16 protein-coding genes (1 of these 16 cut by a window edge) are annotated in these 20,299 nt (G+C 45.8%); 6 read left to right on the forward strand and 10 right to left on the reverse strand.

The features are described from left to right. Both KOE27_RS22425 and KOE27_RS22430 read left to right on the forward strand, forming a co-directional pair. Window positions 1–1,612 carry the 3' portion of an ATP-dependent helicase gene (locus KOE27_RS22425; protein WP_229252885.1) on the forward strand. 683 nt of this gene lie to the left of the window's left edge, so the window shows 1,612 of its 2,295 coding nt (coding positions 684–2,295); its start codon lies beyond the left edge, outside the window; the stop codon is at window positions 1,610–1,612. Window positions 1,613–1,719: 107 nt separating this feature from the next. Beyond that, window positions 1,720–3,216, forward strand: a complete 1,497-nt coding sequence (locus KOE27_RS22430) for a DUF4301 family protein (protein WP_215241007.1) — start codon at window positions 1,720–1,722, stop codon at window positions 3,214–3,216. Between the two features lie 89 nt (window positions 3,217–3,305). Here KOE27_RS22430 and KOE27_RS22435 read toward each other — a convergent pair whose 3' ends face one another. Beyond that, window positions 3,306–3,779 carry an Lrp/AsnC family transcriptional regulator gene (locus tag KOE27_RS22435; protein WP_015813234.1) on the reverse strand — a complete coding sequence of 158 codons (474 nt, stop codon included), beginning with the start codon at window positions 3,777–3,779 and terminating at the stop codon, window positions 3,306–3,308. 189 nt (window positions 3,780–3,968) lie between these two features. Beyond that, window positions 3,969–4,910: a GDP-L-fucose synthase gene (gene fcl, locus KOE27_RS22440; protein ID WP_215241008.1), complete on the reverse strand. Its 942-nt coding sequence runs from the start codon at window positions 4,908–4,910 to the stop codon at window positions 3,969–3,971. 92 nt (window positions 4,911–5,002) lie between these two features. Between fcl and KOE27_RS22445 the strand changes: the two genes are divergently transcribed. Together KOE27_RS22445 and KOE27_RS22450 are read left to right on the forward strand one after the other, a co-directional pair. After that, window positions 5,003–6,022 (forward strand): toxin-antitoxin system YwqK family antitoxin, encoded by a 1,020-nt coding sequence (locus KOE27_RS22445; RefSeq protein WP_215241009.1) that lies wholly within the window; start codon window positions 5,003–5,005, stop codon window positions 6,020–6,022. Between the two features lie 81 nt (window positions 6,023–6,103). Beyond that, window positions 6,104–7,807, forward strand: a complete 1,704-nt coding sequence (locus tag KOE27_RS22450) for a hypothetical protein (protein ID WP_215241010.1) — start codon at window positions 6,104–6,106, stop codon at window positions 7,805–7,807. A gap of 9 nt (window positions 7,808–7,816) precedes the next feature. Here KOE27_RS22450 and KOE27_RS22455 read toward each other — a convergent pair whose 3' ends face one another. Both KOE27_RS22455 and KOE27_RS22460 read right to left on the reverse strand, forming a co-directional pair. Beyond that, a complete protein-coding gene (locus tag KOE27_RS22455; protein ID WP_215241011.1) occupies window positions 7,817–9,091 on the reverse strand; it encodes a D-alanyl-D-alanine carboxypeptidase/D-alanyl-D-alanine-endopeptidase in 1,275 nt (424 codons plus the stop codon). A 37-nt stretch (window positions 9,092–9,128) separates the two neighbouring features. Continuing rightward, a complete protein-coding gene (locus KOE27_RS22460; RefSeq protein ID WP_215241012.1) occupies window positions 9,129–10,637 on the reverse strand; it encodes an ArnT family glycosyltransferase in 1,509 nt (502 codons plus the stop codon). Window positions 10,638–10,809: 172 nt separating this feature from the next. On the opposite strand from KOE27_RS22460, the gene KOE27_RS22465 reads away from it, so the two are divergent. Next, complete coding sequence (locus KOE27_RS22465; RefSeq protein ID WP_215241013.1) at window positions 10,810–12,720, forward strand: RecQ family ATP-dependent DNA helicase; 1,911 nt, start codon at window positions 10,810–10,812, stop codon at window positions 12,718–12,720. A 5-nt stretch (window positions 12,721–12,725) separates the two neighbouring features. After that, a complete protein-coding gene (locus KOE27_RS22470) occupies window positions 12,726–14,150 on the forward strand; it encodes a DUF5723 family protein (protein WP_229252886.1) in 1,425 nt (474 codons plus the stop codon). A 24-nt stretch (window positions 14,151–14,174) separates the two neighbouring features. Here the strand turns inward: KOE27_RS22470 and KOE27_RS22475 are convergent, their stop codons facing one another. From KOE27_RS22475 to KOE27_RS22500, 6 genes are all read right to left on the reverse strand, one after another. Further along, on the reverse strand, window positions 14,175–14,483 hold the full coding sequence (locus KOE27_RS22475) for a DUF6787 family protein (protein ID WP_215241014.1): 309 nt from the start codon (window positions 14,481–14,483) through the stop codon (window positions 14,175–14,177). A gap of 7 nt (window positions 14,484–14,490) precedes the next feature. Continuing rightward, entirely contained in the window at window positions 14,491–15,219 is a 729-nt protein-coding gene (locus KOE27_RS22480) for an RluA family pseudouridine synthase (protein ID WP_406566866.1), read from the reverse strand. A gap of 50 nt (window positions 15,220–15,269) precedes the next feature. Beyond that, on the reverse strand, window positions 15,270–16,088 hold the full coding sequence (panB, locus tag KOE27_RS22485) for a 3-methyl-2-oxobutanoate hydroxymethyltransferase (protein ID WP_215241015.1): 819 nt from the start codon (window positions 16,086–16,088) through the stop codon (window positions 15,270–15,272). A gap of 87 nt (window positions 16,089–16,175) precedes the next feature. After that, window positions 16,176–17,516, reverse strand: coding sequence for a murein hydrolase activator EnvC family protein (locus KOE27_RS22490; protein WP_215241016.1), 1,341 nt, complete (start codon window positions 17,514–17,516; stop codon window positions 16,176–16,178). A gap of 95 nt (window positions 17,517–17,611) precedes the next feature. After that, a complete protein-coding gene (locus KOE27_RS22495; protein ID WP_215241017.1) occupies window positions 17,612–18,466 on the reverse strand; it encodes a DUF4292 domain-containing protein in 855 nt (284 codons plus the stop codon). Further along, window positions 18,456–20,207, reverse strand: a complete 1,752-nt coding sequence (locus KOE27_RS22500) for a tetratricopeptide repeat protein (protein ID WP_215241018.1) — start codon at window positions 20,205–20,207, stop codon at window positions 18,456–18,458. The genes KOE27_RS22495 and KOE27_RS22500 overlap by 11 nt, the downstream gene beginning before the upstream one ends. Window positions 20,208–20,299: the final 92 nt, after the last annotated feature.

The following is a 20,299-nucleotide window of genomic DNA, read 5'->3' on the forward strand; positions in this document are numbered from 1 at the left end:
CCAGCATGTGATGGTGGATGAGTTTCAGGATACCAACGTGTCACAATATCTGATTACCAGGAAGTTGTCGGCCGTGCACAGGAACATTTGTGTTGTGGGCGATGACGCGCAGAGCATTTATGCGTTCAGGGGCGCCAATATTGAGAACATCCTGAACTTCGAAAAAGATTTTCCGGATGTAAGGACGATCAAGCTGGAACAGAATTACCGGTCAACCGGTACGATTGTGAACGCGGCCAATTCGGTGATTGCCAGAAACAAATCCCAGCTAAAAAAAGAAACCTTCACCAAAAACGAAGAAGGAGTCCTGATTGACGTGATCAAGGCGGGTTCGGATAACGAGGAAGGCAGGCTGATTGCTACTGCGATTTTTGAGGAAAAAATGCAGAAGGCGCTTAGAAATGAGAATTTCGCGATCCTGTACCGGACCAACGCCCAGTCGCGTTCCTTTGAAGAGGCTTTAAGGAAGCTGGGTATCAAGTACCGGATCATTGGCGGGATGTCTTTTTATCAGCGGAAAGAAATAAAAGATCTGCTGGGATATCTGCGCTTTACCGTAAATCAACGGGATGAAGAAGCTTTCAAAAGGATCATTAATTTACCCAAAAGGGGTATCGGCGATGGTACTGTTGCCAAAATTGCGGTTACCGCCTCCGAACAGCAGATCGCAATCTGGGATGTGGTATCCAACTCCGGCTATTACATCGGCGGACGGCTGGCCGGTCCCATTGACCAGTTTGCAACGCTGATCAAATCCTTCAAACTACTGATAGAAGAAGGGAAAGATGCCTATGAAATTGCCGCGCATATCGCCAAAACATCCGGCATATTACGTGAATTATATGAAGACAAAACGGTGGAGGGCCTTTCGCGGTACGAAAACGTTCAGGAGCTTCTGAACGGGATCAAGGAATTTGTAGACAGCGATGCGAATGAAGATAAATCCCTGAGTGCATTCCTGCAGTCGGTATCATTACTCACCAATGCAGACGAGCCGGATGAAAACGAAGACCACGACCGCGTGACCATGATGACGATCCACTCCGCCAAAGGGCTGGAATTCAGGAATGTATTCGTGGTGGGCCTGGAAGAGGACCTGTTTCCAAGCCAGATGATGCTGGAGTCGCGGCAGGATCTGGAGGAGGAACGCCGTTTGTTTTACGTAGCCATTACCCGGGCTGAACAGAAATTATCCTTCAGCTACGCGGAGAGCCGCTACCAGTGGGGACGGTTGAAAATGTGTGAACCCAGCCGGTTTTTACTGGAAGTGGACCCCAAATTCCTGAATGTGACCAAAATGCTTCAGACCGGCCCGGAAAGGCCGGGTGCGGAAAGTTCCGGAACTTCTTTTGTGCGAAACCTCACACCCCGGAAACCGTCTGAACCAAGGAATATGGTAAGTGCAGCGGCCCACACACCTTCCTCTGATTTTTCCCCGAGTGATACCAGCAACCTGACAGAAGGGGATAAGGTGGAACATATGAAATTTGGCTTTGGAACCGTCATCAAAATGGATATTAACGGCACAGACAGAAAAGCAACCGTAAAATTTGATACCGTCGGAGACAAAACCTTGTTATTAAGTTTCGCTAAACTCAGAATTCTGAAGTAACAGAATTGTACAGTAAAGTGTGCACGCTGCTCCCTTTAGGTGTATGTATCCCGGAGAAAGAGAATCTTTCCAAAGAAGTCAACTTAGTTTTAAACAAAGATGTATATATGTTCAACGAAAACGATATTAAGCAGATCAGTGACCGGGGCAGCGATGCCGCAATTGTTCATGAACAGATAAAATATTTTATAGACGGGTTTCCCTTCCTTCAGTTGTCCAAAGCGGCTACTATCGGCGACGGTATCATAAGCCTTACCGCCGAACAGATTGAAGAAGTTGTGGCAGAATTTGATAAAAGCGCAAGCGACGGGGATATTGCCTTATTGAAATTTGTACCGGCCTCCGGGGCAGCAACGCGCATGTTCAAATCTCTTTTTAGTTTTTTGCAGGAAGGGAAACGCGACAAATCCGTTGATGAGTTTTTTGTCAAACTGAAAAATTTTGCCTTTTACGAAGATCTGAAAGCATCCTTATCTGCTGACGGGTACGATATTGAAACGGCGGAAGAAACGACTATCGTCTCTTATTTCCTCACCAATAAGGGTTTAGGATATGGAGAATTGCCAAAAGGCTTGCTGAAATTCCACAATTATCCCGACCGCTCACGTACACCCCTGGAAGAGCATCTTGTAGAAGGCGCCAAATACGCCAATGCGGGTAGTAATGTGCAAATTCACTTTACGGTGTCACCAGAGCACCGGGATAAATTTGAAAAGCTGGTGGTGGAGGTATTACCTGGCTATCAGAGCCAGTTTGGAGTCAAGTATTTCGTCTCTTTTTCGGAGCAAAAAGGTTCTACGGATACCATCGCTGTAAATCTGGATAATACCCCTTTCCGGGAAAAAGACGGCAGCCTGCTCTTCCGTCCCGCAGGCCACGGTGCATTACTGGAAAACCTGGGCCAGCTGGATGCAGATATCATTTTCATAAAAAATATTGATAACGTTGTTCCGGATAGTATTAAAGGAGACACGATTATCTACAAAAAGGCTTTGGCAGGTGTGGTACTGCAGTATCAGAAACGTATTTTTGACTATTTAAACCGCTTGTCCGTTTCGGCAGACGATTCGCTCATTCAGGAGATAGACTCCTTCTTCCGCAACGAACTTTGCGTCATACCACCTGCTGCCTTCGACACCTGGAACGCATCCGAAAAGAAGGAATATCTGCTTAAAAAACTGGATCGCCCGTTGAGAGCCTGTGGTATGGTCAAAAATCAGGGAGAACCGGGTGGAGGACCCTTCTGGGCCGAAAACTCTGACGGTTCGTTATCTCTTCAGGTGGTGGAATCGGCACAGGTGGATGTTGACAATCCTGATCAAAACGCCATATTTAAAAATTCGACTCACTTCAATCCTGTGGACCTGGTATGTGCCGTTAAGAATAAAACGGGGGAGTTATACGATTTAAAAAAATTCAGAGACCCCCTTACAGGGTTTATCACCGGGAAATCCAAGGACGGCAAGGAGCTGAAAGCACAGGAGTTACCCGGTTTGTGGAACGGCGCCATGGCCGACTGGAATACCCTTTTTGTGGAGGTACCGCTGATTACCTTCAACCCGGTAAAAACGGTAAATGATCTATTGAGAGAGCAACATCAGTAAATAATAGCTTATCAAACAAACAGGATACAAAAAAAGGATCGGAGCACGGGGCTCTGATCCTTTTTTTGTATCTGATATAATTTTCTGTATCAGGGTATTGGCAATACCTTACTTTCTTTGAAAGTCGACAGGATCACCATTGTCTGTGTACTCGCTACCTCTTCAATTTCATTGATTTTTTCAAGCATCAGTTTCTGATAGGTGCTGATGTCCTTAGAGATAACACGCAGCAGGAAATCTCCTGTACCTGTGATGTGATGACATTCGATCACTTCGGGAATTGCATGGATTTTTTCTACAAATGACTCCGTCACCGCTTTTCTGTGCCCTACCAGGGATATCTGCACAAAAGTACTTACGCCCAGGCCAACCTTTTCGGGTTCCAGCTGTGCATGATAACTTTTGATGATACCTGATTGTTCCAGTTTTTTAACGCGTTCCAGCGTAGGCGCCGGGGAAAGTCCTATTTCCTTTGATAACTGTGCGTTGGTGATTTTGGCATTGGTTTGAAGAATTTCCAGGACTTTTCTGTCGATCTGGTCTAACTTTATTATGGCAGACATTTTTCTATGACTATGGTTTTTGTATATGCCCTACTTCTTAAAGGCGCTGCAAAGCTATTAGTTTTCCCGAAGATTCTTGTAATTATATACTGGAAATTTGTTGAATGAAAGAATTTTCGTAGGCAAAATCGAAAAACGCTGTCAAAAAGTTAGGTTTGAGCGCATTATACATTCAAAAATACCGTTTGGTTATACCGCATATGTCTCAATTTTTTGCAGAAAATCCTGGTAGGTCATCCTGATTCCCTCTTCCAGCTCTATACTGTGTTTCCAGCCCAAAGCGTGAAGTTTGCTTACATCCATCAACTTCCGTGGGGTACCATCTGGCTTGTCAGTATTCCAGTGAATTGCACCCTCATAACCAACAATTTTTTGAATTAGCTCTGCCAGCTCCTTAATGGTCACATCACTTCCCACGCCGATGTTCAGAAAACCCGCCTCGCTATAATTCTGCATCAGAAAGTAACAGGCGGCAGCAAGGTCGTCGGCATGTAAAAACTCGCGCAGGGGAGAGCCCGTTCCCCACAGTTCCACCACTGGTTTGTTTTCTTCTTTTGCTTCATGAAACTTGCGGATCATTGCCGGCAGCACGTGTGACTTGTTGAGGTCATAGTTGTCGTTGGGGCCATAGAGGTTGGTAGGCATCACCGAAATAAAATCACAGCCATACTGACTGCGGTATGCTTCGCACATTTTTATCCCGGCAATTTTGGCAATGGCATAAGGCTCGTTGGTTGGTTCCAGCACACCGGTTAACAGGGAATCCTCATTGAGAGGCTGCGGAGCCAGTTTGGGATAAATACAGGACGAACCCAGGAACATCAGTTTTTTGACGCCGTTCCGGTACGCACTGTCTATGATGTTGTTTTGTATCTGCAGGTTGTCATAAAGAAATTCGGCCCGGTAAATATTATTGGCCATAATACCTCCCACCTTGGCTGCGGCCAGAAAAACAAACTCAGGCTTTTCAGCATCAAAAAATGTCCTCACAGATGCCTGATCCCGCAAGTCAAGTTCGGAAGACGTACGAACCACAAAATTGGTAAATCCCTCAGACTTCAGTTTTCTGAGAATTGCCGAACCAACCATTCCCCGGTGGCCGGCAATATAAATTTTAGCGTTTTTTTCCAATGTGTTAGTTAAATTTGTACTGAAAATCAATATAAAGGAGATCAAACCGTTACAAAGGTAACAATCTTCATTTGAAGAAAAATTCAATACACATGCAAAGAATATTAAGGATCGGGTGTTTGATCCTGGTTAGCTTCGCGGGCAAAAGTGTTGCTCAGACAGACAAATCCAAAACTTCCGACCCCTCCTGGTTACCTAAGGAAACCGTTAAAACAGATACTTCCAAAGGAAAGCACAGCAACGATCTGAAATCATTTATTTCAGGGCTGGATCCGGTTGTCAACGCCTCTGTACCAGGTGCGGGCAATAAGTCGTCGTCGTTATCCACCTTGCTGGGAGAAACCATTCCTGACCTGGGCCTGCGCGTAAAAGAATATAAGGGCCAGAAAGCAGACCGCAAACGGAAAAAAGAAAAGGCAAGGCTGGCCAAGGTACAGTACGAAGGTATCCCTATGCAGGCCATGTCCATAAAATACGGAAGCGGAGAGAAGGCAACCATCGAAATTTTTCATGTCCTGAAGGAATACAAGCCCATCAACCCCTACGTACTGGCCACGAACATCAGGTGGTATGATAAAAAATCCAGGCGTTTAAGCTCCTCCCTGATCAAGGACAAAGAACAGGCGCTTCCACTGCACGGCTCCTACAAGAAATTTTCCGGTGAAAATCTGATCGAAGAAGGATACTATTACATGGGTGTGAGACATGCGCGCTGGTTGAAATATGATGCCAAATATAACCTCATCGACAAATCCTACTGGGGGAAGGGCTTTCCTGCCGAGTCTCGCATCACTTACTATGACTCCACCCATACCCAGATCAAAGAAGTACTTCCTGTTAGTTACGGAAAAGTGGAGGGAGAATTCCTTCAGTTCTACAAGGAAGGACAGCTGATGGCCAGCGGGAAATATCAGAATGGTGAAAAAGTAGGCCGCTGGATCGAATATTACCAGTTCAGAAGGCAACGCAAAAAAGAGATTCAGTACCGCAAAACCTTCTGGGACGAGGGATTTGAACCCTTCATTTTAAGAGAATGGGATGAGAAGGGAAAACTCTTTTACGACTCTTCCAAAGATCCGCGGGCCTCTGTTGAAGAAGAGACGGAAAATTAATACTACCTGCGCCTCATGTAAATTGCCTGATGCATTGTTACTTCGCGTATTGTTTGCGTCATAGCACCTAATTTCTCGTTTATGCTCCGATCCCTCCAGGCTTCGGTCAGAAATAAAAACTGGCTGGCAGTGGTTCTTTGTTTTTTACCTGTTATTATTTACATACTGGTATTTCAATCCATAGCACTCAATGTTAATTACGTTGCCTTTGACGATATTCTGATCCTGGGCATTATCCCTGGCTTTGAAGATGCATCATGGCACGAGCGCTGGACCAGGCTCACCGAACTTTTCCCCGAGCACAGATTGGTTTTTTCACGTTCCGTCATCTTGCTGATCCACCGGCTGGCAGGCCGGGTTGACCTGGTATGGCTCATGTCAATTGCCAACATCTGCTGGATAGGCTGTATTTATATATTCTACCGGGCATTTAAAGGCTTACGCCTTTCTGTATGGTACTTTTTACCGGTGGTATGGCTTTGGTTTTCTATCCAATCCTACGAAAACATGTTTTGGGGGGTAAGTTCTCTCTGTAATTTTGGCGTGATCATGTTTGTTCTGGGGTCAATTTATGTAGCCATTTATCTCCCCGAAAAGCAGTATATCGCTTTATTACTCGCCGTTTTAGCAACATTTACTTATGGTAATGGTCTGATGGTTTTCCCGGTAATAGGTCTGGTTCAGCTTCTTACAGGCAAGAAAAGGGCCTTTGTCCTGAACATCATCATTGCTGGTGTGACAGCCGGTATTTATTTTATCAACTTCGTCCCGATCACGCAAAACCTCAACTTCAGCAACCCGGTACAAGTGAAGGAAGGCTTCCTGGGCCTTTTTGGATTCCTGGGTTCCATTGCCACCATAAAGGCCTACGGTATACCCCGGGAAATCCTGTACTTCGCATCTGGAGTGGGTATGCTCCTGGTTGTGATTGTGGCGATGCTGTACTGGAAGGAAATCGCCAGACTCTGGCAGGCCTTGTGGGGTACTCCGTCCTATACCAACAAACCGGCTCTTTTCGCTTTCTGTATTGTGCTGTTTGTCGGGATTACGGCCCTCGCACTGACCTACAAACGCATCCCTACAGACACTTACGACGGAATGTTCAAAGGCAGATACCGTATGTATTCTGTTTTGTTATGCATTGCTATATATTATGCCTTTCTGTCTCTTTCAAAACACCAGCTCCGCAGTACCCTGGCTCCGCTGATTCTGGCTGTAACGGTGGTTCTTAACCTGCTTATCCTGCATGGTAATTTTGGGGAGGCCGTCAACAACCGCAGGGCGGCTGTAGCGCAGGAGTTTAACGCCCGTTACAATGCCGACTGGCTCGGTTTGAAAATGTTTTCCATGAATCAAAAACATTTTGAGGACATCCGGTCTTACTACAAATCTGACGATCCGCTTGCCGAAGGATGGATGCCTCGCAGCGCGTCTTTACCCTCACAAATAACTTGCAACGCCCCATATACTGTTGAAAAACCTATAATGGTTGGAGATCATGTGACTGTGAACGCAACCATCCCGGGATTTAAGGCATCGAAAAATTTCACCGACGGTGTGTATATTATTTTAAAATCACCTTCTCACGTATACGTATCTCCACCAAACCAGCCATCTGTGCCCATTAAAACCACCCTGCGCCGGGGGATGTATTACTCCGATCATATCTTTGCCAGTTTCCATAAAGAAACGGTTGCGCCGGGCGTTTACCAGGTATTGCTTTTAGTGAGAAGAGATGGTCGGAACGAGTTGTTCTGTACAGGACAAATTTGGACAGAAAACTGATTATCCCATCTAAAATTTATCGTGAAGACCCGTCAGGATACGTTCCACTTCCTTACGAACCTCTGCACCCGTTTTTACAAAATTATTATTCATAAAACTGAAAACGAGTGTTTTACCTTTTTTCGTAACGAGGTACCCACTCAGATTGAAATTGTTGCTGAAGCTGCCGGTTTTGGCAAAAATAAAGGGCTCCTCTTCCTTGAAAAGATTCCGGAGCGTCCCCGAACGGCCTCCGGCCGGAAAGAGACGAAACAGTCTTTCTCTTGGTACCTTATCGTATATCTTCTGAAGCAAAGCAACGATACTCCTTGGGGTGAAAAGATTATACCGGCTCAGACCAGAGCCATCTTTCCAGACGGGTCGGTCGGGCAAATCATTTAAGTGGTTCTGAACAGCATGGTCAATGGCTTTCTGGGTATTCAAAGGAAGTCCGTTTTTCGACGCGTACAGAAGCATCAGCTGCTCTGCCAGCATATTGTCACTGACCTGCATCATTCTCATATAAAGTGAATCCGACGGAATACTGTAACAGGTCTGGAGTTCTATGGACAACGGAATATGGATCAGTTTTATCTCTTTTTTGAGAGTATCACTCAGCAACCTAACCAGGAGAGAATCCGACATGTGTACCGGTACATCCTGTATTAAACCGGCAGGTACGCCCAGTTTGCTGTGATGAAATTTATTCAGGAACTCTTCCCTTTCAATACCGGAAGCGCTGGTGTCAGGCACTAACGTTTTGTTCCAGTAGGAGGGTTGCGCCTGAAGCTTTCCCTGGCCGTTACTCGAGAAACGTGCTATATTGCCATAAATGGGCATAGGGGAGCGTTCCGGCTGATAATAGTCGTTGTAGTCGCTCCAGGCCCAGCCTGGTCCATAGCGCTTTTCTTCAAAGTTGGCAGGCGTAAAAAATATCTCCTCCCTCCGGTTTTTCAGGAAATCGTAAACCTTGCTGTGAGGCAGGTCAGGATGCAGCAAGGAGGGGTCTCCGGTACCTCTGATAATCAGTAATTCACCCCATTCCAGATATTCAAGCCCGGGAATGGAATCTCCCAGAGCAGTCAAACCGGCATAAAAACTGAATAGTTTGGTATTGGATGCCGGATTGAAATATTTATGATCCTGGTAGGAGGCAATTGCTTTCTTTTCATGCAACTCACTGACAGACAGGCCGGTATGTTGCTGATTCAAAACTGCAGAATTTTTGATTTCTCTCTTAATATAGTGTGAAACGGAACAACCCGATAAAAGCAGGGTGGCTGCTATGACGATAAGCGTGCGCATAAACTAAAGATAATTGTCGAAAACAAATATAGTATTTCTACGGCAGGGGATGAGTATCCTGCATACCGAATCCATTTTGTTTTTTAGAAAACCTCTGGCCTTTATTTTTTATAATCAAAAAGTAATTCCCTTCGAGCGGGATTTGCCTGGTATCAAGCTTGCTGAACTCGCCCAGGCAAGAAGAATCCGAAAGAGCATAACGTGCCGTGTCGATCCTCACGCTGAGGGAAAGCTGATGATAACGCTGAAAATAAGTATGAATATCAGCATTACTCATGAGCGAGGGGCATATCCCTAAGGTTGAGTTTTTGGGGACATAATGCATCATTTCCCTGATATTATTGGTCATTATGTCCGGCGCGGGGTGCCTTATTTTATTGATCATCACTCCCCAGCAAATGACAGTTGCGCTCACAATCATTAAGGTGCTGATTTTGTGGCTAAACTGCAACAGAACTTTCACCCTCCCGGCCGCCAGTCCCGCAAACATCAACGCCAGAAATGGTACAGCGGGAATCAGATAGTGATGGTACTGCTTAACACTCACCAGCATAGGCGCAATACCTGAGCATGCCACCATAAGGCAAACCAGCACCATATTTTTGGAATCAGAAGATAACGGTGCTTTTATCCTGGCTAAAAAAGTAAACAGATATAGGGCCGCTATCCCTGCCACGTGCGGGAGAATACTTATTTTAAGCTGCGTAAGCAGGTAAAAATGTGCAGTCCAGTCATTACTTGCCCTTTCCCTTTTCTGAAGCAGAGCCTGTACAATTTGCCCGTTAAAATATTTGGAAAGAAAAACACGGGCGGGGTCATAGGTCAGCAGCAATGCCAGCGGAACCGCAAAGGAGGCCAGGAGTATCGCCGTTGCGCTGATGAAAGTGGAAAAACTTTTCCTTGGTTGAAACAACAGATATATCCCCGAAAATGCCAGGGGATAGAGCCCCACCGGGCCCTTGGTTAAAACAGCAAGAAAAATACTGATACCCGCCAGCACCAGGAACAAATTTCTTGTACCGAACTTGACATCCTCCGAAAGAGCTTTCAGCTGAAAATAACAGGATAACAAACAAAATACTGCCATGGTACTGTCCAGGAAATGATTGGGTATTGCATACCATACAATCAGCATGGAATACCAGCAAAGAACCGGTAACCAGGATTGCGCCCGAATATCTTTGTCCGTAAAGAATTTTTTCCAGATAGCAGCGATCAGCACCACAGAGGCTATTAGTACCAGGAGATTGTAAATATTCTCAACTGCCGTACTATCTCCTAAAACCCTGAATAACAGAGATTCCAGACCGAATTGTAATGGCGGATGTCCATGGAAAAAGCCGTCGTTGTCGTATGGCAACCAGAAGGAATCCGCAAAATAGGGCTGCCAAAAACTCCCCTTTCCGATCGCCATGTTCCTGGCAATGGAGGCATAAGCCATTCCATCCATAAACATAGTGTCGTCCAGCGACCTCGGCAGAAAAGTAATAAGGATAAAACTAATGGTGAACGTCCATAACAAATAGGGGATACGTTTGATATCCATAGAGGTACAATGCTTACAGGGATGGGAGTGAGGCTATTATCAAAGTTGAAATTATATTAAATACTGCGGAACGTCACACCGTTTGATAGGTTTTCCCTTAAAGATATGTTTTCTTCCGATTACAAATGAAAGGATTTAACCCTTAATTTGCTTTGTCAACATCCAAACTCCTATGAGTAGCCCGGAGTATATCCTTAAGCAATACTGGAATCACGACTTTTTCAGGCCGGTACAGAAAGAAGCCATACTGTCTGTGCTGGATGGAAATGATACACTTTTGCTTTTACCAACCGGAGGGGGAAAATCAGTCTGTTTTCAGGTACCGGTTTTAATGATGGAGGGGGTATGCATTGTGGTAACACCGTTGGTCGCGCTTATGAAAGATCAGGTGGAACAGCTCAAACGCCGTCATATTTCCGCCGCAGCAATCCATTCCGGGATGAACAAGCATGAAATCGATATAACACTTGATAATTGCATTCACGGAAATACCCGCTTTTTATACGTTTCGCCGGAGCGCCTGCGTACGGACATTATGATCGAGCGCGTAAAACAAATGAACGTTTGCCTGCTGGCGGTGGACGAAGCACATTGCATTTCAGCATGGGGGTATGACTTCCGCCCGTCCTATCTGATGATCGCCGATTTCCGGCTGCTGATCCCCAAAGTACCCGTGATGGCTTTAACCGCAACCGCAACAGAGGCCGTCCGCAAGGATATTATTGACAAACTTCAGATGAAGTCCGTGCGGGTTTTTAAGCAGTCGTTTGCGCGGGCAAACCTGTCTTATTCCGTATTTGAGGAAGAAAACAAGGAACGAAAGCTGCTTCAGATTCTGAAAAATGTCCGGGGAACTTCCATCGTGTATGTAAAAACACGAAAACGGACCAAAGACCTCGCCCAGTGGCTGAGCAAACAAGGCGTAACTGCTCAGAACTACCATGCCGGGCTCACTTTCAAAGACCGGTCGGACAGGCAGAATGCCTGGATCAAAAATCAGGTACGCGTGGTGGTGGCTACCAATGCTTTCGGGATGGGAATTGATAAGCCCGATGTTCGCAGTGTAATCCATTTTGACCTCCCCGAAAGTCTGGAAGCATATTATCAGGAAGCTGGCAGAGCAGGCCGGGATATGAAAAAAGCTTATGCCGTTGCACTGTTTAATCAGATAGATCTGGAAGAATTGACAGCAAGTGTTGAAAGGAAATATCCGGCTACCGAATTTTTGAAACGGGTATATCAGGCATTGGCCAATTATTATAAAATTCCCACAGGAAGCGGAGAATTTGCGAGCTTTGACTTTGATATACAACAGTTTACCGGAACCTTTGGCCTACCTGTCAGTGATACACACCATGCTTTGAAACTGTTGGAAGAAGAGGGCTTTGTACAGTTAAGCGAAAATTTCAGCGACCCTTCCAAGCTGATGCTCCTGGTTGACAACCGGCAATTATACGACTTTCAGATACGTTATCCTGAGCTGGATACGTTTATCAAAGTGATTCTCAGAATATATGGCGGAGAACTTTTTTCAGAGTATGTCAGGATCTCGGAAAGTGAGCTGGCACAGATCTATTACGCACCATTGGCAGAAGTAATCAGCAAGCTGAATTTTTTGAAAGAACGTGAGATTGCGGACTATGAACCCCGCCGGGACAAACCGCAACTTACTTTTATGACACCGCGTTATGACGCAACCCTACTTCCGTTGAATATTCACGAAATAGACAAAAGAAAGGAAAGGGACAGGCAAAAGGCGCGGTCGGTAGTTCAATATGCTGCAAATGATAACCGCTGCCGCACTTTGATGCTGCTGGAGTATTTCAATGAGTTTGATGCCAGTGAATGCGGGGTCTGTGACAACTGCCTGAAAAAGAAAAAAGAAAAAATGGCCGTGCAAGATAGCCTCTCCGAAGAAATTCTTTTATTTCTGGCCCGGAACGGACCGCAGGATCCGCGGATACTAAGCCAAATGTTTGAGAGCATTACCGAACGGGTTTTCCTCCTGGCCCTCAGACCGTTAATTGAAAACGAGCGGATTACTTACAATGCAGAAGGAAATTTGACTTTAAACGAACGTTAGCCATTTTGAAAAACAGAATTTATCCTTTTTCCATTCTTTTTTTACTATTCGGCTGGTCGGCCGGGGCACAGCAAATCCCTGGGCTTCAGAGCAGCAATTACGGAGGGCTGTACCGGGCCACCTACAATCCCTCGGTACTGGGAGGTTCCAAATATAAATTTCAGGTCAATATTGGCGCGTTGGGCGGTAGTATCAACTACAGGTACTTCGTATTTCTGGGCAAGAATTCCCTGTTATATCCTCTGCTTGTCCCACACTCAACGAAGGAACTTTATGGACGCTCCAGAACCATGGGGTCACTGATTGAGCAGGATCCGGTATACCTGGTGAGTGAAATCAGGTGGCCGTCGGTTATGTTTTCTCTTGGCAAATACCAGGGACTGGCCATTCAGTTCCGTTCCAGGGGGATCGTGCAGGGGCACAACATTCCCGACCCCGTCCGCAATCTGTACTTCCGGAGGCTGGATACCGGCAGCACACCGGCCATATCCGGCAGCTGGGGAAATTTCAATCTTGTTCAGCAAAGTTTTTCAGAAATGAGTGTATCCTACGGGGTTCAGCTGCTGGACCTCGACAACCATAAATTGCGCGCAGGCGTGACTGCGAGGAGGGTTTTTGGAGCCCGAATATCCTATCTCAACGGTAACGCTGGTGATTTTGCCATCCGGGATAAGGCAGGTGCAGCGGAAACCAGTGAACTGGTCATAAACGATTTTGCTTATGAAAGTGGTTACAGCCAGGTACATCAGTCATTAAGTATTGGTAATTTATTCGATTCCGGACAATATGGTGCCGGCTGGGGGTATGACCTTGGTGCAACGTATGAATTCGGATCTTTCTGGGCCAATGAAAAAGAAAAATTTGATGATAACCCGCAATACATTTTGCGACTCGCGGCCTCTTTAACTGATATTGGTTCTATACATTATAAAACTGATAAAAGCAGGGTCATGACGGGAACATCCCCGGAGACGGTCATCGGCCAGCAGCAACTTGAACAAATCAGCGATAAAGGAGCGGAAGGTTTTATGGAGATTTTACCCGCACAAAATGAAGGTGTTTTCCAAAAGAAAGTCCACCTGCCACAAGCATTTCACCTCGAAGCTGACATTCAGCTCATAAAAGGTTTCTTTTTAAACCTGGCGCAAACCAAAAGACATCTGGCCCGGAAACAGGAATTTTTGGATGTATACCAGCCGGAATCCTTTACACTGACGCCCCGGTTTGAGGATGAAGATTCGGACTTTGCGTTTCCTATCTCATTCATAAAGGGCAACAAACGCCCCGTCATAGGAGCCATGGCGCATTTTGGTCCCGTTTTCTTGGGTTTCAGCAATCTCGGAGGGCTAATCAAGAAATCAGGAGCAAGAGGAAGTATGGTATATATTGGGGTTTCGGCCTGGAAATTGCAGCGCAAAGCCGATAAATAATTCTGTAATGTGTGGTGGCCTGGCTTATCGTTTTTTCCGTCTGAAAAGCCCTCCGATACGTTCCATCATTCTTTTTTCAAAAGCCCAAAAAAAAGAAAATTTACCCCAAACCCACCCCCAGGCCAGTAATATGGCCTGATACAAAGGAAGGATAATGAGGATGTTGACAGACCAGCGTAACCAGGAAGGGGAGGTTTCCGTAAGCCCGGCCAGCTGAAAAATCCCTCTTTTTACATACAGAACCGAAAAGCCGGTACAAGCAAAAACAATCAGAATGACCAACACATCCCAACCATTCCTCACTTGCCACCGCTCTTTGAGTCTTTCAATCATATAGGCCTTATTCGTGCAGAAAACCCATGTTTTCAATTTTGATCTCCTCGTCGTCCAGGGATAAAAATTCTTCCCAGAATGGATTGTCCGGAACCCCCGCCCTGCAGATCATTGGCTCCTTTTTTACAGGATGCTCAAAGAAAAGCCTCCTGGCATGCAGGTTAATGCTCCCATCCGGATTCCCCTTGGGGAAACCATATTTTACATCACCCCTGATCGGGCAGTTCATAGATGCCAGCTGAACGCGTATCTGATGCGGCCTCCCCGTAACCGGGGTAACTTCCAGCAGATGATGCTTGTTTATTTCACCTAACCATCTGTATGACAGCTCCGCCCGTTGAGAGCCCGCCACCTCGTAGTCGTAGGCTTTTGTCACATTGCGGGCTTCGTCTTTGACAAGCCAGTGAACAAGTTTTCCTTTTTTTTCTGCGGGCCTGTTTTTAACCACAGCCCAATAGGTTTTCTGTACATCCCGCTTCCGGAAAATTTCGTTCATGCGTTCCAGTGCTTTCGAGGTACGGGCAAATACGACAAGCCCGCTCACGGGGCGGTCAAGCCGGTGAACGGTACCCAGGAAAACGGCCCCAGGTTTATTATACTCCTCCTTGATATAATCTTTTACCATATCCAACAGACATTTATCGCCTGTTACATCGCCTTGCACCAGTATACCTGGCTCCTTATTGACGATGATCAAATGGTTGTCTTCGTAAACTACTCTGAATGGTCTGCCCATAATCTTGTTTTTTCGCCTTCGGCCTCTTGCCGGCGGAAGGGCTGAGGTGATCAGTAAGATTCCTGTTCGTTGGGAAAGGACTTACCTTTTACGTCTTTTATATAATTGGAAATGGCGTCGTTCATGATACCGTTAAGATCAGCATAACGACGCAAAAATCTAGGCTTGAAAGCCTTGTTGATACCCAGTAAATCGTGGATCACCAGTATCTGCCCGTCGGCGTGCGGGCCCGCCCCGATTCCCACCGTCGGGATACTGATACTCTCTGAAACTTTTTTGGTAAGCGCCGAAGGTATCTTTTCAAGAACAACGGAGAAACAGCCGACCTCTTCCAGCATCTTGGCGTCTTCCATGAGTTTTTGCGCCTCGGCCTCCTGCTTGGCTCTTACTGTGTAGGTACCAAACTTGTAGATCGACTGAGGCGTAAGGCCCAAATGCCCCATTACAGGTACTCCCGCGCTTAATATACGGGTAACCGAATCTTTGATTTCCAGTCCTCCTTCCAGTTTTACCGCATGAGCACCGGATTCCTTCATGATCCGGATCGCCGAGCTGAGCGCTTCTCTTGAATTTCCCTGATAGGAACCAAAAGGCAAATCCACCACTACCAGGGCGCGCTTCACTGCCCTTACCACGGACGTCGCATGATAAATCATCTGGTCAATGGTAATGGGTAAAGTAGTCTCATGACCCGCCATTACATTGGAGGCGGAATCTCCCACCAGAATGAGCTCTACACCGGCAGCATCCACGATACCCGCCATGGAATAATCATATGCAGTAAGACAGGAAATTTTCTCACCTCTGATTTTCATTTCCTGAATGGTGTGTGTGGTAATACGTCTAATATCAGCGCTATGTACAGACATGGTGGTTGGCAATTAGCTATTCTAAAATTATTAAAACTGCGGCATCAAACGGAAATATGCTATTAAATACCGGATCGGCCCGTTACATCACCTTCGGATCAGCCAGCTTTCCGGGTTAAGGCGTGAGGTGTTTTTCCATATCTGGAATTGTAATTCCGAAGTACCGTCGGTATCCGTTGCTACACGACCGATGGTTTCCCTTGCTTTCACTTTTTGCCCGGGTTTAACGGTAACTCCGTTCATTTTGGCATATACCGTCATGTAATTTCCGTGCTGTATCGCAATTACATCGCCCATTCCTGGCATTTCGGTAACATCCAGCACCACACCGTCGTACACGGACCTTACTGTTTCCCCGGCGGTGGTCTGGATATCCACGCCCAGGTTATCAATCATCACCCCCTTTAATACCGGGTGAGGTCGCTGCCCGAAATGGCCCGACACGAAACCTCTCACCGGCCAGGGCAAATGCGCCTGTGAAGCAGTAAACGAAGAAGCAAGGGTATTTTCTTCCTCATTCATTCCGCTGAAATCCACTACTGGTTCCTCCTCCTTCGGTGTTTCCTCTATTTTCGCTTCTCCCTTTTTCTCTCTTTCTGCATTTTCCCGTGCAATCCTTTCCCTTTCAGCACGCCTTTTGGCTTCTCTTTCCTCTCTTTCTTTCCTTTCCCTTTCCAGACGTTCGCGTCGTTCCCTTTCCGCAATACGTCTGATATTGGCCTCCAGCAAGTCGGTCGCTCTTTTGTTTTCAGCAATCTGTTTGCGAAGTTCGCTTTCCTTCTGGGACAATTCCTGGATAACCGTATTTTGCTTGACCTTCAGGTCTTCCAATTTAGTGTTTTCAGTCACCCTGGTTTCCAGTACGTTCTGCTGCTGTTTTTTCTTGGACGTGATCCGCTGCCGTTCCGCGCGCAGCTGTGCTTCCAGGATTTCCATTTCCTTCACCTGGCCCTGCCGGGCTTCGGTATATTGTTTAAGGTACTTATAGCGTAGCACGAACTGGTTAAAAGTGCCGGACGAAAAAAGGAATACCAATTGATTGAGATAGGTATTTCTTTTAGCAGCTTCATAAATCATGTGCCCATATTCCACTTTCAGCTTGCTGAGACTTTGGGCCAGTTCCTTTTGTTTCTTTTCTAAAACCGTTAATTCCTTATCCAGCAGGGAGAGGTCGTCAGAAAGCAGGTCTATCTGGCGTTTCTGGTTATTGATTTGCTGATTAAGCGCTTTTAATTGCCCGAGGTTAACATTCTTTTGAGTTGAAGTCTGTTTCAGAATGTTCTGAATTTCCCTCATTTTACTCTGGTTCTCGCTCTTTTCGCGTTCCAGCTGTTCACGGCTTTTCTGTGCCGATGCGTTCAATGCCGCACAACAGATAACTGTGATGATCAGGATGAAACTTCTGAAATACGATTTATAAAGGGGCATATTTATAATTCTTGCGACCAAAATACCTTAAATGGCTGGCAAAGTTACGCAGACTTAGCCTTTTTGCCCCTATTATCCGGCAGACAATCTGTATTTTACCTTTTCCGGGTATAACTTGAGGGTATAGTGAATGGAAATCCCGGGCTCTCTTTAGTTATTTCCACCTTATTATGTTTAATATTCACATTGGTCTGATAGAATTGCTGGTCCTTTTGAGATTTTACGTCCAGTTTCAAACTACTTACAAAAGGGAATATAAGATTATTTACCGATTTAAAATCCTCATAATCAAGCGAGAATGTATTATTTGTAGGAATTTCAACTGATCTGAGGCGTGTCAGTTTCAGGTTGTTTTCCGAGATGTAATTATCCGTTGTTATCCTTTCGCCCTGCTGTTTCAGCACAAAGAATTCGTTCTCTTTGGTCACCATATTTCCGGCTTCCTGCGGAAACGGAAGATTCCCGATAATAACCGACTGAAGCAAATCGAAATTCAGTTCGAAATTGTAACGCTTGCTCAGTTCACGATAGTCAAAAACAAAAAACTCTTTGTGAAATTTATCTACAAACGAAATGGAGTCACGCGTAATCAGCCCTCTGGCCACCTCAAATCCTACGCCGGTAACGGATATCCAGATCAGGCTGTCCTTCCGTATACGCATATTGACATTTACGTTATCCAGGTCCTGATTTTTAGTTTTCAACGAAAACCTGGATTTGGTGGTCAGGTAGTCAAAATCTACCTCAGCTATGTTCAAAGGGGTGTTTATGATCTCTGCTGAGTCAGGTGTAGCCGCAAGCGTATCTGTCTTCTCAGGAATATGCACTGCCGAAACCGAAACTGTATCCGTGCCCGTATCTGTGGTTTTCTTGGAAATACGCTGTTTGTGACAGGACGAAAGCCCCAATAACCCCATGGCCAGAAGCCATATCCATTGTTTATTGTTCATGTAATGTTCCGGTTGCGATTTTTTTGTCTAAAAGTTCGGTTGTTTCTCCCATCTTTCGGGCCCTTTTCCACTGGGCCATTGCATTTTCACGTTCACCTAACTTAAACAAAACATCACCATAGTGTTCAACAATCGTGCCACTGACGGCCGTGCTGTCTTTCATTGCCATTTCCAGATATTCTTTCGCTTTTTGATAGTCTTTACGGATGTATAAAACCCAGGCATAGGTATCCAGATATGTGGGATTATCTTTATGCTGACTGACCAGTTTTTGGGACATCGAAAGCGCCAGATCGAGTTTTTCCTTTCGGAGGGAAAGAAAATAACTGTAATTGTTGAGTACGTGATCGTTATCAGGATTGGCTTTCAGAGAAAGATCATAGGAAGCGTCGGACCGGGCGTGATCACCCAGGCCGTTGTATGCGTCACCGAGCTGCCCGTAAATAAAGGGTACCATTTCAGTTTTGTCACCAATCAGCTTCAGGCTTTCTTCCAGTGCCGAAATGGACTGCTGAAAGTGTTTTTTCATCAGATGTGCCGTTCCGTTTGAATACCACAGCAGTGCCTGATTGGGGAAAACCTCGAGGGCCTTTTCCGAATGCTCGATCAGGCTGTCGACCTGGTTCAGTTCACCGTCCAGCTGAAGAATAGCTTCCCAAACGGCAAAAACGGAGCCATCAAGCCGGGTAGCACGCACATAGCTATCCCTGGCTTCAGCTTTGTTTCCGGTGCGCATCAGCATATCTGCATAAATGACGTACACCTTCGATTCATTGGGGTGTGTTTCCATCAGCTGCCTGGCAAGGAGCAAGGCATCATTATTGTCCGCGGCGGTTTTCAGCATGGAGAGATATCCCGACAGCACCCTGATCTTCGGATCAGCATCCAGATTGGGATTGGCAAAAACGAGCTTGAGCTCTCTGTTACATTTTTCAATATCACCGTTTTTCCTGTAAATGTCCGCAAGCAAAACATGCGCCTGAGCCTCATCCGGATTAATTTTGAGGGCATCTTCCAAAGGAATCACTGCTTCGGCTGTACGGTCGTTTGCAATCAGCAGTTCGGCAAGTTCCAGCTGGTAGCTCACTTCACCTGGTTCTGAGGCAATTAACTTTTTTGCTTCCTGAAGCGCCTTATCCAGTTTGTTCTGCCTTAGATATAGCTGCTGCTTCTGGCGGGTGATTTCTTCTGTAATACCAATGGATTTTTCCAGCAGATCGTAGGTATTGATGGCCTTTTCAAACTGTTCATTAAAAACATAAACCGCGGCAAGTTCAATACCATACTGGATATTATCAGGACTTTTCTTCAATAGTGATTCATATATCTCGGCTGCCTCCTCATATTTTCTCTTTTTGGCATAGAGTTCTGCAAGCTGCTGAGCATAAAACACATTGTTTTTATCAATGTCATAAGCCTTTTTCGAAGCAGCCAGTGCTGGCTCGGGCTGGTCCAGCTTAATAAGCGCCATAGCCATCAGGTAGTGCCCTGCTGCATCAGAGGGGCTGTCTTTCGCCAGTTTTTCAAAAATGGGCAATGCACGTGCAGGCTCATCCTTCATCATAAACTTCATCCCTTCCGCCGTGAGTGACTCCTCCTCTAAACGGAAACTGGTTGACGGTGCCTTCCCTGCGCTTTGCTCTTTATTTTTATTTCGACGTTGAGCATTCGTAACCTGCGCCGCGCCGGAAATTATGAGAATGGATAAAAGCAGGGTTATTTTCAGAAATTCCGTGCGCATATTATATCAGATTGCCAAGCCAGCCGAATCAATGTAAAGATCAAAGTTATCAAAATTTTCAACGTTGTTGTCAGGCAGAACGTTTGAACAGG

Source organism: Dyadobacter sp. CECT 9275, from assembly GCF_907164905.1.
GTDB lineage: Bacteria > Bacteroidota > Bacteroidia > Cytophagales > Spirosomataceae > Dyadobacter > Dyadobacter helix.

What these genes read in the sequence shown, in the direction of transcription:
- KOE27_RS22455 (WP_215241011.1), bottom strand. Translation starts at nt 9,091, where the DNA reads ATGCGCACGCTTATCGTCATAGCAGCCACCCTGCTTTTATCGGGTTGT.
- panB (WP_215241015.1), bottom strand. Translation starts at nt 16,088, where the DNA reads ATGTCTGTACATAGCGCTGATATTAGACGTATTACCACACACACCATT.
- KOE27_RS22435 (WP_015813234.1), bottom strand. Translation starts at nt 3,779, where the DNA reads ATGTCTGCCATAATAAAGTTAGACCAGATCGACAGAAAAGTCCTGGAA.
- KOE27_RS22430 (WP_215241007.1), top strand. Translation starts at nt 1,720, where the DNA reads ATGTTCAACGAAAACGATATTAAGCAGATCAGTGACCGGGGCAGCGAT.
- KOE27_RS22460 (WP_215241012.1), bottom strand. Translation starts at nt 10,637, where the DNA reads ATGGATATCAAACGTATCCCCTATTTGTTATGGACGTTCACCATTAGT.
- KOE27_RS22445 (WP_215241009.1), top strand. Translation starts at nt 5,003, where the DNA reads ATGCAAAGAATATTAAGGATCGGGTGTTTGATCCTGGTTAGCTTCGCG.
- KOE27_RS22450 (WP_215241010.1), top strand. Translation starts at nt 6,104, where the DNA reads ATGCTCCGATCCCTCCAGGCTTCGGTCAGAAATAAAAACTGGCTGGCA.
- KOE27_RS22495 (WP_215241017.1), bottom strand. Translation starts at nt 18,466, where the DNA reads ATGAACAATAAACAATGGATATGGCTTCTGGCCATGGGGTTATTGGGG.
- KOE27_RS22480 (WP_406566866.1), bottom strand. Translation starts at nt 15,219, where the DNA reads ATGGGCAGACCATTCAGAGTAGTTTACGAAGACAACCATTTGATCATC.
- KOE27_RS22465 (WP_215241013.1), top strand. Translation starts at nt 10,810, where the DNA reads ATGAGTAGCCCGGAGTATATCCTTAAGCAATACTGGAATCACGACTTT.
- KOE27_RS22475 (WP_215241014.1), bottom strand. Translation starts at nt 14,483, where the DNA reads ATGATTGAAAGACTCAAAGAGCGGTGGCAAGTGAGGAATGGTTGGGAT.
- KOE27_RS22490 (WP_215241016.1), bottom strand. Translation starts at nt 17,516, where the DNA reads ATGCCCCTTTATAAATCGTATTTCAGAAGTTTCATCCTGATCATCACA.
- KOE27_RS22500 (WP_215241018.1), bottom strand. Translation starts at nt 20,207, where the DNA reads ATGCGCACGGAATTTCTGAAAATAACCCTGCTTTTATCCATTCTCATA.